This window comes from Streptomyces longhuiensis (genome assembly GCF_020616555.1).
Classification (GTDB): domain Bacteria; phylum Actinomycetota; class Actinomycetes; order Streptomycetales; family Streptomycetaceae; genus Streptomyces; species Streptomyces longhuiensis.
Genome location: NZ_CP085173.1, coordinates 6,607,863 through 6,619,694 on the forward strand (window position 1 = coordinate 6,607,863; position 11,832 = coordinate 6,619,694).

The 11,832-nt window shown below is 69.6% G+C and carries 14 protein-coding genes and 5 tRNA genes; 14 read left to right on the plus strand and 5 right to left on the minus strand.

Features of this window, described 5'->3' with window-relative positions:
• The first annotated feature begins 5 nt into the window (after positions 1–5).
• From LGI35_RS30465 to LGI35_RS30490, 6 genes are all read left to right on the plus strand, one after another.
• Entirely contained in the window at positions 6–734 is a 729-nt protein-coding gene (locus LGI35_RS30465; protein ID WP_227297387.1) for an HAD family hydrolase, read from the plus strand.
• A gap of 88 nt (positions 735–822) precedes the next feature.
• A tRNA-Gln gene (locus tag LGI35_RS30470) sits at positions 823–894 on the plus strand.
• 41 nt (positions 895–935) lie between these two features.
• A tRNA-Glu gene (locus LGI35_RS30475) sits at positions 936–1,008 on the plus strand.
• 62 nt (positions 1,009–1,070) lie between these two features.
• A tRNA-Glu gene (locus tag LGI35_RS30480) sits at positions 1,071–1,143 on the plus strand.
• A gap of 30 nt (positions 1,144–1,173) precedes the next feature.
• Positions 1,174–1,245 (plus strand) — tRNA-Gln (locus LGI35_RS30485).
• A 28-nt stretch (positions 1,246–1,273) separates the two neighbouring features.
• Positions 1,274–1,346: transfer RNA gene (locus LGI35_RS30490), tRNA-Glu, on the plus strand.
• A gap of 151 nt (positions 1,347–1,497) precedes the next feature.
• Here the strand turns inward: LGI35_RS30490 and ndgR are convergent.
• The gene (ndgR, locus tag LGI35_RS30495) at positions 1,498–2,214 is read right to left on the minus strand and encodes an IclR family transcriptional regulator NdgR (RefSeq protein ID WP_100595026.1); all 717 of its coding nucleotides are present in this window, start codon (positions 2,212–2,214) and stop codon (positions 1,498–1,500) included.
• Positions 2,215–2,399: 185 nt separating this feature from the next.
• Here ndgR and leuC point away from each other — a divergent pair, with 185 nt between their 5' ends.
• The 4 genes from leuC (at position 2,400) to LGI35_RS30515 (ending at position 5,734) form a co-directional block, all read left to right on the plus strand.
• Positions 2,400–3,830, plus strand: coding sequence for a 3-isopropylmalate dehydratase large subunit (leuC, locus tag LGI35_RS30500; protein WP_227297388.1), 1,431 nt, complete (start codon positions 2,400–2,402; stop codon positions 3,828–3,830).
• Between the two features lie 6 nt (positions 3,831–3,836).
• Positions 3,837–4,430, plus strand: coding sequence for a 3-isopropylmalate dehydratase small subunit (gene leuD / locus LGI35_RS30505; RefSeq protein WP_227297390.1), 594 nt, complete (start codon positions 3,837–3,839; stop codon positions 4,428–4,430).
• 269 nt (positions 4,431–4,699) lie between these two features.
• Positions 4,700–4,930, plus strand: coding sequence for an SCO5555 family protein (locus LGI35_RS30510; RefSeq protein ID WP_116509445.1), 231 nt, complete (start codon positions 4,700–4,702; stop codon positions 4,928–4,930).
• A 138-nt stretch (positions 4,931–5,068) separates the two neighbouring features.
• Positions 5,069–5,734, plus strand: a complete 666-nt coding sequence (locus LGI35_RS30515) for an HU family DNA-binding protein (protein ID WP_227297392.1) — start codon at positions 5,069–5,071, stop codon at positions 5,732–5,734.
• A gap of 96 nt (positions 5,735–5,830) precedes the next feature.
• On the opposite strand, the gene LGI35_RS30520 is transcribed toward LGI35_RS30515, so the two are convergent.
• Together LGI35_RS30520 and cofC are read right to left on the minus strand one after the other, a co-directional pair.
• Complete coding sequence (locus LGI35_RS30520) at positions 5,831–6,034, minus strand: hypothetical protein (protein ID WP_227297393.1); 204 nt, start codon at positions 6,032–6,034, stop codon at positions 5,831–5,833.
• 13 nt (positions 6,035–6,047) lie between these two features.
• Positions 6,048–6,683 (minus strand): 2-phospho-L-lactate guanylyltransferase, encoded by a 636-nt coding sequence (cofC, locus tag LGI35_RS30525; protein ID WP_227297395.1) that lies wholly within the window; start codon positions 6,681–6,683, stop codon positions 6,048–6,050.
• Between the two features lie 165 nt (positions 6,684–6,848).
• Between cofC and LGI35_RS30530 the strand changes: the two genes are divergently transcribed.
• From LGI35_RS30530 to LGI35_RS30540, 3 genes are read left to right on the plus strand one after another with little or no spacing between them, the layout of a single operon-like run.
• On the plus strand, positions 6,849–7,649 hold the full coding sequence (locus tag LGI35_RS30530; RefSeq protein ID WP_227297397.1) for a lysophospholipid acyltransferase family protein: 801 nt from the start codon (positions 6,849–6,851) through the stop codon (positions 7,647–7,649).
• The gene (locus LGI35_RS30535) at positions 7,646–8,656 is read left to right on the plus strand and encodes an NAD(P)H-dependent glycerol-3-phosphate dehydrogenase (protein WP_227297399.1); all 1,011 of its coding nucleotides are present in this window, start codon (positions 7,646–7,648) and stop codon (positions 8,654–8,656) included. Before LGI35_RS30530 ends, LGI35_RS30535 begins: the two co-directional genes overlap by 4 nt.
• 56 nt (positions 8,657–8,712) lie before the next feature.
• Positions 8,713–9,870, plus strand: a complete 1,158-nt coding sequence (locus LGI35_RS30540) for a D-alanine--D-alanine ligase family protein (protein WP_227297400.1) — start codon at positions 8,713–8,715, stop codon at positions 9,868–9,870.
• Between the two features lie 26 nt (positions 9,871–9,896).
• Here the strand turns inward: LGI35_RS30540 and LGI35_RS30545 are convergent, their stop codons facing one another.
• The gene (locus tag LGI35_RS30545) at positions 9,897–10,388 is read right to left on the minus strand and encodes a DUF3515 domain-containing protein (RefSeq protein WP_227297402.1); all 492 of its coding nucleotides are present in this window, start codon (positions 10,386–10,388) and stop codon (positions 9,897–9,899) included.
• 20 nt (positions 10,389–10,408) lie between these two features.
• Positions 10,409–10,642 carry an Lrp/AsnC family transcriptional regulator gene (locus LGI35_RS30550; protein ID WP_016642988.1) on the minus strand — a complete coding sequence of 78 codons (234 nt, stop codon included), beginning with the start codon at positions 10,640–10,642 and terminating at the stop codon, positions 10,409–10,411.
• A 224-nt stretch (positions 10,643–10,866) separates the two neighbouring features.
• Between LGI35_RS30550 and LGI35_RS30555 the strand changes: the two genes are divergently transcribed.
• Positions 10,867–11,832, plus strand: coding sequence for a thiamine-phosphate kinase (locus tag LGI35_RS30555; RefSeq protein WP_100595034.1), 966 nt, complete (start codon positions 10,867–10,869; stop codon positions 11,830–11,832).

Sequence of the window (11,832 nt, forward strand, 5' to 3'; positions counted from 1 at the left end):
GGCACATGCCGATCCGCGCGGTCCTGTGGGACGTAGACGACACGATCTTCGACTACGCGAACGCGGACCGCGCGGGAATGCGGGACCACCTACTGGCCGAGGGCCTGGCCGACGGATTCACCTCCGTCGGCCAGGCCCTCGCCCGTTGGCGCACCCTCACCCGGGAGCACTGGGCGCGTTTCGAGTCGGGCGAGACCGACTGGGAGGGCCAGCGCCGCGACCGCGTACGGGCCTTCGTGGGGCGCGGAGCCGACGACATGGACGACGCCGAGGCGGACGCCTGGTTCGGGCGCTACATCGTCCACTACGAGGCCGCCTGGGCGCTGTTCCCCGACACCGTCCCCGTGCTCGACCTGCTCGCTGAGCGCTACCGGCACGCGATCCTGTCCAACTCCTCGCTCCACAACCAGGACCGCAAGCTGCGTGTCCTCGGTGTCAGGGACCGCTTCGAGGCCGTCGTCTGCGCCGCCGAACTCGGCGTGGCCAAACCGCAGGCCGCCGCCTTCCACGCCGCCTGCGAGGCCCTGGAACTGCCCCCGCACGAGGTCGCGTACGTCGGCGACCAGCCCGACACCGACGCCCGCGGCGCCGAGGAGGCGGGGCTCACCGGCATCTGGCTGGACCGCGCGGGGACCGGTGGCCGCCCCGAACTCACGCGCATCACAGCGCTCGACCAGCTCCCCGCCCTGCTGGCCCCGGATACCCGTTTTGGAGCGCCGTCCACCTTCGGGTAATGTTCTTCCTGCGCCAAGGGAAACGGGCCGACAGGCCGGACCCGGAAGCGTAAATCAAACAGAACCCTCGCAAGGGGTTGCTTTTTGATGGCCTATGGTGTAATTGGCAGCACGACGGTTTCTGGTTCCGTTAGTCTAGGTTCGAGTCCTGGTAGGCCAGCTCGCAGAGCTTATCTGCATCGCGGATTCCAGATCCGCAAAGCCCCCGTTGTGTAGCGGCCTAGCACGCTGCCCTCTCAAGGCAGTAGCGCCGGTTCGAATCCGGTCGGGGGTACAGATCCTTCCCAGGGGGACAGTCCGGGTCGCACCCGCTGTTTTTCATGCAGGATCGCTAGGGCCCCCGTTGTGTAGCGGCCTAGCACGCCGCCCTCTCAAGGCGGTAGCGCCGGTTCGAATCCGGTCGGGGGTACTGATCGGGCCATCCAGGCCTGGATCGCATTGGGCTATGGTGTAATTGGCAACACGACGGTTTCTGGTTCCGTTGTTCTAGGTTCGAGTCCTGGTAGCCCAGCTGGATAGTGTGGCAACACAAGATCCTTGCCCCCGTTGTGTAGCGGCCTAGCACGCCGCCCTCTCAAGGCGGTAGCGCCGGTTCGAATCCGGTCGGGGGTACAAGACAGCAAGAGGCCCTCCCCTACAGGGGAGGGCCTCTTCGCGTTGCCCGGAGCGCGTGAGCGCGAAGGTCTCACCAAGTCTCAACTCGGGCCGGTCGCTGCGGCGTTGAAGCGGCCGGCCCGAGGGGGAGCGGTGGAGTGGGGGAAGGTCAGCCGGTGCGGCGAAGGGCCTCGGAGAGACGGCCCGCCGCGTCGATGACGGCCTGCGCGTGCATGCGGCCCGGGTGGCGCGTCAGGCGCTCGATCGGTCCGGAGACCGAGACCGCCGCGACGACGCGGTTCGAGGGGCCGCGCACCGGCGCGGAGACGGACGCGACGCCCGGCTCCCGCTCGCCGATCGACTGGGCCCAGCCGCGGCGCCGTACGCCCGACAGGGCCGTCGCCGTGAAGCGGGCGCCCTGGAGGCCGCGGTGGAGGCGCTCGGGCTCCTCCCAGGCCATCAGGATCTGCGCCGACGAGCCCGCCTTCATCGTGAGCGTGGAGCCCACGGGGACGGTGTCCCTGAGGCCCGACAGGCGCTCGGCGGCCGCGACACAGATGCGCATGTCGCCCTGCCGGCGATAGAGCTGCGCGCTCTCGCCCGTCACGTCACGGAGGTGGGTGAGTACCGGGCCCGCCGTCGCGAGCAGGCGGTCCTCGCCCGCCGCCGCGGCCAGCTCGGCCATGCGCGGGCCGAGGATGAATCGGCCCTGCATGTCACGCGCCACCATGCGGTGGTGTTCCAGTGCCACGGCGAGACGGTGTGCCGTGGGTCTTGCCAGTCCGGTCGCCGCGACCAGCCCCGCGAGGGTGGCCGGACCGGACTCCAGGGCGCTGAGAACAAGGGCCGCCTTGTCCAGAACGCCGACGCCGCTAGAGTTGTCCATGCGTCGATACTCGCGTCTCACTCTGTGAAACGCAAGTTCAATTTCCCGTGAAACTTGACACCCTGTACTTACAGCGGCCCGCAGACCACCGGGCCGGGACGTTCACGTCCGGTACGAGGGGTACGGACGTCGGCGACCACGATCTCTAGTTGGGTCGGCGCACAATGCCGACCGGAGGGAAAGCGATGGGTAGGACACTCGCGGAGAAGGTCTGGGACGACCACGTCGTCCGGCGCGCCGAGGGCGAGCCCGACCTCCTCTTCATCGATCTGCACCTGCTGCACGAGGTGACCAGCCCGCAGGCCTTCGACGGCCTGCGTCAGACCGGTCGCCAGGTGCGGCGCCTCGACCTCACCATCGCGACCGAGGATCACAACACCCCGACCCTCGACATCGACAAGCCGATCGCGGACCCGGTCTCGCGCGCCCAGCTGGAGACGCTGCGCAAGAACTGCGCCGACTTCGGTGTGCGTCTGCACTCGCTGGGTGACGTCGAGCAGGGCGTCGTGCACGTCGTCGGCCCGCAGCTGGGCCTGACCCAGCCGGGCACCACGGTCGTCTGCGGCGACTCCCACACCTCCACGCACGGCGCCTTCGGCGCGCTGGCCTTCGGCATCGGCACCTCCCAGGTCGAGCACGTCCTGGCGACCCAGACGCTGCCGCTGGCCCGTCCCCGCACGATGGCCATCACCGTCGACGGTGATCTGCCCGAGGGCGTCACCGCCAAGGACCTGATCCTCGCCATCATCGCGAAGATCGGTACGGGCGGCGGCCAGGGCTACATCCTGGAGTACCGCGGCTCCGCCATCGAGAAGCTCTCGATGGAAGCCCGCATGACCATCTGCAACATGTCGATCGAGGCCGGTGCCCGCGCGGGCATGATCGCCCCCGACGAGACCACCTTCGCCTACCTCGAGGGCCGCGCGCACGCCCCCAAGGGCGAGGACTGGGACGCCGCGGTGGCGTACTGGAAGACGCTGAAGTCGGACGACGACGCGGTGTTCGACGCCGAGGTCGTCATCGACGCCGCCGCGCTGTCGCCGTTCGTCACCTGGGGCACCAACCCCGGCCAGGGCTCGCCCCTGTCGGCGCAGGTCCCCGACCCTGCTTCGTACGAGGACGCTTCGGAGCGCCTCGCCGCCGAAAAGGCCCTGGAATACATGGGGTTGACCGCCGGGCAGCCGCTGCGCGACATCAAGGTCGACACCGTCTTCGTAGGTTCGTGCACCAACGGCCGCATCGAGGACCTGCGCGCCGCCGCCGAGATCGTCGGGGGCCGCAAAGTCGCCGACGGCGTACGGATGCTGATCGTTCCCGGCTCCGCCCGGGTGGGTCTGCAGGCCGTCTCCGAGGGCCTGGACAAGGTCTTCAAGGAGGCCGGCGCCGAATGGCGGCACGCGGGCTGCTCGATGTGTCTGGGCATGAACCCCGACCAACTCGCCCCCGGCGAGCGCTCCGCGTCCACCTCGAACCGCAACTTCGAGGGACGGCAGGGCAAGGGCGGCCGTACGCACCTGGTCTCGCCCCAGGTCGCCGCCGCCACCGCCGTGCTGGGCCACCTGGCCTCGCCGGCCGACCTGTCCGACACTGACGCCCGTACGCCCGCTGGAGTCTGATCAGCCATGGAAGCATTCACCACGCACACCGGCCGGGCCGTCCCGCTGCGCCGCAGCAACGTCGACACCGACCAGATCATCCCCGCCCACTGGCTCAAGAAGGTCACCAGGGACGGTTTCGAGGACGGGCTCTTCGAGGCCTGGCGCAAGGACCCCGAGTTCGTGCTGAACAAGGCCGAACGCGAGGGCGCCACGGTCCTGGTGGCGGGTCCCGACTTCGGTACCGGTTCCTCCCGCGAGCACGCGGTGTGGGCGCTGCAGAACTACGGCTTCAAGGCCGTCGTCTCCTCGCGGTTCGCCGACATCTTCCGCGGCAACTCGCTCAAGAACGGCCTGCTCACGGTGGTGCTCGACCAGAAGGTCGTGGACGCGCTCCAGGACCTGGTGGAGAACGACCCCCAGGCCGAGATCACGGTCGACCTGGAGGCGCGTGAAGTACGGGCCGAGGGCATCACCGCGGCCTTCGAACTCGACGAGAACGCGCGCTGGCGGCTGCTGAACGGCCTGGACGACATCAGCATCACGCTCCAGAACGAGGCTGACATCGCGGAGTACGAGTCCAAGCGTCCCGCCTTCAAGCCGCAGACCGTGCAGATCTGAACTCTGCAAGGCTGATTCCGGCCATCGCAACAAGCCTCTGTACCCCCAATCGTGGACGGTTGGGGGTACAGCTGTGTCCGGCCCCGGACCGCTCCCCAAGTCCCGTTCCGGCGCTCTCAACTCCCCGCGTTTTCAAGGGGGTTCGGGGGTTGCGCGCGTCTCGTGGCGCCCATGCGCGTACGCCCTTCGAAGGGGCCCAGGAGGCCCGCCAGGGACGGCAGTTACCCCCTGCGGAGGCGACAACTCGCCCCAGATGGCACAATCTGTGCATGGAACACGACGGCCAACTCCAGCTCTATGCGGCGGTCGCGGACCAACTCAAGGAAGCGCACTCCAGGGTGCGCGCACTGCAAGTCCCGGAGGGCGTACGGATGGCGCTGACCCGGAAGCTGCTGGTCATTACGGCCGCGGCCAAGCACGATCTCGCCGATGCGGCAAGGCGACTGGACCGATTCATGGTGGACCTCGACGCGGGTCGATTCTCACAAGAGGACCACTGAGGAACTTCGCGACAGCCCGAGTTCGTTGCGGCACAAGGGTGATTAGCCCGTTTCGTGTTTGATTTGCGGTATATATCTGCCTAACGTGCGAAAAAGCCGGACCGGATACGTTCCGGCAATGTCTCCGAAGGGGAAGACGTGAACAAGGCGCAGCTCGTAGAAGCGATTGCCGACAAGGTCGGCGGCCGTCAGCAGGCCGCGGACGCCGTCGACGCGGTCCTGGACGCCATCGTCCGTGCCGTCGTCAGCGGGGACCGGGTCTCGGTCACCGGCTTCGGCTCGTTCGAGAAGGTCGACCGCCCGGCCCGCTACGCCCGTAACCCGCAGACGGGTGAGCGCGTACGGGTCAAGAAGACCTCCGTTCCGCGTTTCCGTGCCGGTCAGGGCTTCAAGGACCTCGTCGCGGGCTCGAAGAAGCTCCCGAAGAACGACGTGGCCGTGAAGAAGGCGCCCAAGGGCAGCCTGACCGGCGGTGCTTCGGCGACCGTCAAGAAGGCCGCGGCCAAGAAGGCCACGACCGCCAAGAAGGCGACCGCGAAGAAGGTCACCGCCAAGAAGGTCACCGCCAAGAAGACGACGGCGAAGAAGACCACGGCGACGGCGAAGAAGGCCACCGCCAAGAAGACCACCGCCACGGCGAAGAAGGCCGCCGCCAAGAAGGCCGCCCCGGCGAAGACCGCCGCGAAGAAGGCCACGGCGAAGAAGACGGCGCCCGCCAAGAAGGCCACGGCCAAGAAGGCGCCCGCCAAGAAGTCCACTGCGCGCAAGACGACCGCCAAGAAGACCACCGCCCGCAAGAAGTAAGGGCGACGGCCTCAAGAGCCCCTCACGCGCCGGGCCGGGCTCCCCTCGGGGAGCCCGGCCCGCGGTGTGTTCGCGAAAGCCCGGTTCGGCGCAGGCTCAGAGCGTCTGCAGCGTCACCAGCGTGATGCGCAGCGCCTCGCCCTCACCCTCGACCTCGATACGGACCCGCTGCCCGGGGCGCAGCAGCCGAAGGCCGCCCGCGTCGAACGCCGGGCCGTCGAACGGCACGGGGGTGCCGTCGTCGAGCAGCACGCTGCCGGAGCGGGATTCGGAGTCGTATGTGTACGCGGTCGCCTGCATGAAGGCAGCGTACTCAGTCCGGGATCAGCAGCCCGGCGGCCGCCCCCGCGGTGCGCGGGCCGACGCCGAGCGACAGCGCCACCCGCAGGTCCTCGCCGGTGTCCACGTCCTGGCGTACGGAGTCGACGCCCGTCAGCGGGAGTTCCACCGCGCCGGACGCGGCATGACGGGCCCGCGACGCGGTGCCGAATGCGGGACGCAATTCCGTACCGGAACCCGCACTGAGAAGTGTTGTCCCGATTCCCGCGGCATCGGGGAGAAATGCGCGGGGAAATAGCGCGGCTTCCGCGAGAACCCGGGACAATTCCGCGGACCGCAGGGCCGGCAGATCGGCGTTGAGCGCCGCGACTGCCGCATCAGGGCGCCGGGCCCGCGCGGCCGCCGCACCGTGCGCCAGAGCGGCGTTCAGGCCCGCTCCCGGGGCATCGGGGACGATCAGGGCACCCAGGGCGGCCAGCTCCCTCCCGGCGAGCGCGTCGTCCGTGACTACCACCACATCCCGCACCCCGGCCGAGGCGGTCGCGGCGGCCACGGTGTCCTGCGCGAACGCCAGCGCGAGCCCGGGGCGCACCCCGTCCCCCGCCGTGGGCGCCAGCCTGCTCTTGGCCCGCACCAGGGGTTTCAGCGGTATCACGAGGGTCCACTGCACGTGAGGTCCGTCCCTTCGGGTCGCGCTCATTGTGGCCCGGCGCGTGAGGTGGGCATAAACGTGCGGGCGTACGGTGTTCTCGACAGACCGGCGGCCTGGGGCGACACTTGTGCGGCTGACCAGGTCCGAGAGGGCCTTCAAGGGTCCATAGAGGAAGGTGTCCGAGTGTCCCGCCGCAGAATCGGCTTCTGGTACCGCCTGGCGGCGGTCATCGCAAAACCGCCGCTCGTGGTTCTGATCAAGCGGGACTGGCGCGGAATGGAGAACATTCCGGCCGACGGCGGCTTTATCACCGCGGTGAACCACAATTCGCATCTGGACCCGTTGGCGTACGCGCACTTCCAGTACAACACCGGACGCGTTCCGCGATTCCTCGCCAAACACGGGCTCTTCAAGAAGGGGTTCGTCGGCGCCGTCATGCGCGGCACCGGACAGATCCCCGTCTACCGCGAGACCACGGATGCGCTCAGCGCGTTCCGTGCCGCCATCGACGCCGTCGAGCGCGGGGAGTGCGTCGCCTTCTATCCCGAGGGCACCCTCACCCGCGATCCGGATCTGTGGCCCATGACCGCCAAGACGGGCGTCGCGCGCGTGGCACTGCAGACCAAGTGCCCCGTGATTCCCGTCGCCCAGTGGGGCGCCAACCTCGTGCTCGCGCCGTACGCGAAGAAGCCCGACCTGCTGCCGCGCAAGACGCACCACGTCCTCGCCGGACCGCCGGTCGACCTGGAGCGCTTCTACGACAAGGAGATGACCCCGGAACTCCTCAAGGAGGCCACCGAGGCCATCATGACGGCGATCACCGGACTGCTCGGTGAACTGCGCGGCGAGCAGCCCCCGCTGCGGCGTTACGACCCCCGTGAGGCGCGCATCGCGCAGCGCCGCAAGGCCGCCGGCACCAACACCCTTACGGAGCAGGCCGGTTCGGCCGCCATCGAGCACGGAAGTCCTGAGGAGAGCAAGTGACCCCACCCGTCAAGGCGGCCGTCTTCGGAACCGGCTCCTGGGGTACGGCCTTCGCCATGGTGCTCGCCGACGCGGGGTGCGACGTCACCCTGTGGGCGCGCAGGCCCGAACTGGCCGAAGCGGTCAACTCCACGCGTACGAACCCCGATTACCTCCCCGGCATCGAACTCCCCGGCAACATCAGGGCGACCACGGACGCCGCCGAGGCCGCGGACGGCGCCGACTTCACGGTGCTCGCCGTGCCCTCGCAGACGCTGCGCGCCAACCTCGCCGAGTGGACGCCGCTGCTCGCGCCCGGCACGGTCCTCGTCTCCCTCATGAAGGGCGTCGAACTCGGCTCCGCCATGCGGATGAGCGAGGTCATCGAGGACGTCACGAAGGTCGGCGAGGACCGCATCGCGATCGTCACGGGCCCCAACCTCGCCCGCGAGATCGCCGCCCGGATGCCCGCCGCCGCGGTCGTCGCCTGCCGCGACGAATCGGTTGCGCAGCGCCTCCAGACCGCCTGCCACACGCCGTACTTCCGGCCGTACACGAACACGGACGTGATCGGCTGCGAGCTCGGCGGAGCCGTGAAGAACGTCATCGGGCTCGCCGTCGGCATCGCCGACGGCATGGGCCTCGGCGACAACGCGAAGGGCTCGCTCATCACGCGCGGCCTCGCCGAGACCACCCGGCTCGGCCTCGCGATGGGCGCCGACCCGCTCACGTTCTCCGGGCTCGCGGGTCTCGGCGACCTCGTCGCCACCTGCTCCTCGCCCCTGTCGCGCAACCACACCTTCGGGACCAACCTGGGCAAGGGCATGACCCTCCAGGAGACCATCGCGGTCACCAAGCAGACCGCCGAGGGCGTCAAGTCCTGCGAGTCGGTGCTCGACCTGGCGCGCCGGCACGGCGTCGACATGCCGATCACCGAAACCGTCGTCGGCATCGTGCACGAGGGGAAGTCCCCGGTCGTCGCCCTGAAGGAGATGATGTCGCGCAGCGCCAAGCCCGAACGGCGCTGACGCGAGGCTCGCCGGACGCTGACTCCGCTGCTACCAGCAGGTACGCTCAACGCGATATGAGCAGCGAGAACCTTCCCCAGAGCAGCCGCCCGTCGGGCCAGAAGCCCCGTGTGGCCGTCGTCTTCGGCGGTCGCAGCTCCGAGCACGGCGTTTCCGTCGTCACCGCAGGCGCCGTGCTGCGGGCCATCGACCGCACCAAGTACGACGTGCTGCCGATCGGCATCACGCGGGAGGGGCGTTGGGCGCTGACCGCCGACGATCCCGAGCGGATGGCCATCACCGACCGCAAGGTGCCGGACGTCGCCGAGCTCGCCGAGTCCGCCGAGGGCGGGGTCGTGCTGCCCGTCGACCCGTCGAGCCGCGAGGTCGTCTACACGGAGCCCGGCTCCGTGCCCAAGGTCCTCGGCGACGTCGACGTCGTGTTCCCCGTCCTGCACGGCCCGTACGGCGAGGACGGCACCATCCAGGGCCTGCTCGACCTGTCCGGGACGCCGTACGTCGGCTGTGGCGTCCTGTCCTCGGCCGTCGGCCAGGACAAGGACTACATGAAGCGGGTCTTCACCTCGTTCGGGCTGAAGGTCGGCCCCTACCTGGTGATCCGGCCGCGCGAGTGGGAGAACGACCGGGAAGGCGCGCGGCGCCGCATCGCGGACTTCGTCGGCGAGCAGGGCTGGCCGCTGTTCATCAAGCCCGCGCGCGCGGGTTCGTCGATCGGCATCACCAAGGTCGACTCCTTCGAGGGCCTCGACGAGGCGATCGAGGAGGCCCGCAGCCACGACCCGAAGATCATCGTGGAGGCGGCGCTCGTCGGCCGCGAGATCGAGTGCGGAGTCCTGGAGTTCGAGGACGGGCCGCGCGCGAGCGTGCCGGCCGAGATCCCGCCGGTCCAGGCCCACGACTTCTACGACTTCGAGGCCAAGTACATCGACTCGGCGTCCGGCATCGTGCCCGCGCCGCTCACCGACGAGCAGACGGCCGAGGTGCAGCGGCTCGCGGTCGAGGCGTTCGACGCGGCGTCCTGCGAGGGCCTCGTGCGCGCCGACTTCTTCCTCACCGAGGACGGCGACTTCGTGATCAACGAGATCAACACGCTGCCCGGCTTCACCCCGATCTCCATGTACCCGCGGATGTGGCAGGAGAGCGGCGTGAGCTACCAGGAGCTGGTGGACCGCCTCATCCAGGCGGCGCTGAACCGGTCGACGGGGCTGCGCTAGTCCTGTAGCGATCCGATCCGTGCACGTCAGTCGGCGATCCCTTCGGGGATCGCCTTCTTGACGGGCTGGGCGAAGTCGACCAGGGGCGAGGCCCCCTCGGCGGCCAGCTCCTTGGGCAGGGTGACCTCCACGTAGGCCACCCGCAGCGTCGTCGTGAGCACCTGCGTGCCGTCGTCCCGCTTCTCGTACGCCCAGCCCACGCCGTTCACCTTCACGGGCAGAGCCTGGGGGTCGTCCATCAGCGCGGGCCGTGCGACACCGCAGCGCAGTATGATCGCCGGATCTCCCCACCCCGCGGTCAGCTCGGACCGCGGAGAGGGGTCGTTCCTTCCGTGCCCGTCCACCGTGTCCGGAAGCCTTTTGTGCAGGTTCCGGCACAGGTCCGTGACCTTGGCGTCAGGGGTGGGAACCGCTGCGTGTGCCGTGTCGTCTGCTGAGGAGCAGCCCGAGACGGCGAGCAGCAGGGCCAGGGCGGGGAGCCCGGTGGCAAGGCGGGGCCGGTGGCGGAAGAAGTTCACCGGCCAAGGTTAGACGGGGGCTACAAGTGCACGACCGGGCAGGTCAGGGTGCGGGTGATGCCGTCCACTTGCTGGACCTTGGCGACCACCATGCGGCCCAGCTCATCGACTGTGTCGGCCTGTGCGCGCACGATGACGTCGTAGGGACCTGTCACGTCCTCGGCCTGGATCACCCCCGGGATCTTGCCGATCAGCTCGGCTACGGTCGACGCCTTGCCGACTTCGGTCTGAATCAGGATGTACGCCTGTACCACGGAACCTCCAGGGCGGCCACGAGGATCATGTGGGGAGAAGAGACGCCACGGTATCGCGTCGCCGCTCGCCGCGGGGAGACCCGCGGTGACTGTGGCGTACACACTGCGACTGACGGAAGGCGGGCACCGGTCCACGGGACGGTCCCGCCCATGACAATGACCGTACCGATGACAGAGACGGCTCGCGACCGTAAGCGGACCGGGGCAGAAGGGGCAGTACGCGCATGAAGGGCACCGTCGGCGAGCTGGGCGAGTTCGGGCTCATCCGAGAGCTCACCTCCCGGCTCACCACCACCCCGGCCGTACGACTCGGCCCGGGCGACGACGCGGCCGTGGTGGCCGCGCCGGACCGCAGGGTCGTCGTGAGCACGGACATCCTCCTCGAAGGGCGGCACTTCCGCCGCGACTGGTCCACGGCGTACGACGTCGGGCGCAAGGCGGCCGCGCAGAACCTCGCGGACATCGCCGCGATGGGCGCCGTCCCGACCGCGCTCCTGCTCGGCCTCGTGGTCCCCGCCGAACTCCCCGCCAGCTGGCCGAACGAGCTGATGGACGGCCTGCGCGACGAGTGCCAGGTCGCGGGCGCCGCCGTCGTCGGAGGTGATGTCGTACGCGGCGACACCATCACCGTCGCGATCACCGCGCTCGGCGACATGCGCAACCACGAGCCGGTCACGCGCGCCGGCGCACAGCCGGGCGACGTCGTCGCGGTGACCGGCTGGCTCGGCTGGTCCGCGGCCGGGCACGCGGTCCTCTCGCGCGGCTTCCGCTCGCCCCGCGCCTTCGTCGAGGCCCACCGGCGCCCCGAACCGCCGTACCACGCGGGCCCCGCGGCCGCCGGGCTCGGCGCCACGGCCATGTGCGACGTCAGCGACGGGCTCATCGCCGACCTGGGCCACATCGCGGAGGCCAGCAAGGTCCGTATCGACATCAAGTCCGGCAAGGTCGACGTGCCTTCGCAGATGAACGACATCGGGCAGGCCGTCGGCGTCGACCCGATCCAGTGGGTGCTCACCGGGGGAGAGGACCACGCCATCGTGGCCACGTTCCCGCCGGACGTGAAGCTGCCCGCCCGCTGGAAGGTGATCGGCGAGGTCCTCAACCCGTCGGCGCTGCCCCAGGTGACGGTCGACGGCGCCCCGTGGACGAACAAGGGCGGCTGGGACCACTTCGGGGACATAGAGGCCTGA

Coding starts and splice junctions, on each gene's coding strand:
- LGI35_RS30465 (WP_227297387.1), top strand. CDS start 6: ATGCCGATCCGCGCGGTCCTGTGGGACGTAGACGACACGATCTTCGAC.
- LGI35_RS30520 (WP_227297393.1), bottom strand. CDS start 6,034: ATGCAGGCGACCGCGTACACATACGACTCCGAATCCCGCTCCGGCAGC.
- ndgR (WP_100595026.1), bottom strand. CDS start 2,214: ATGGACAACTCTAGCGGCGTCGGCGTTCTGGACAAGGCGGCCCTTGTT.
- leuD (WP_227297390.1), top strand. CDS start 3,837: ATGGAAGCATTCACCACGCACACCGGCCGGGCCGTCCCGCTGCGCCGC.
- LGI35_RS30540 (WP_227297400.1), top strand. CDS start 8,713: ATGAGCAGCGAGAACCTTCCCCAGAGCAGCCGCCCGTCGGGCCAGAAG.
- leuC (WP_227297388.1), top strand. CDS start 2,400: ATGGGTAGGACACTCGCGGAGAAGGTCTGGGACGACCACGTCGTCCGG.
- LGI35_RS30555 (WP_100595034.1), top strand. CDS start 10,867: ATGAAGGGCACCGTCGGCGAGCTGGGCGAGTTCGGGCTCATCCGAGAG.
- LGI35_RS30510 (WP_116509445.1), top strand. CDS start 4,700: ATGGAACACGACGGCCAACTCCAGCTCTATGCGGCGGTCGCGGACCAA.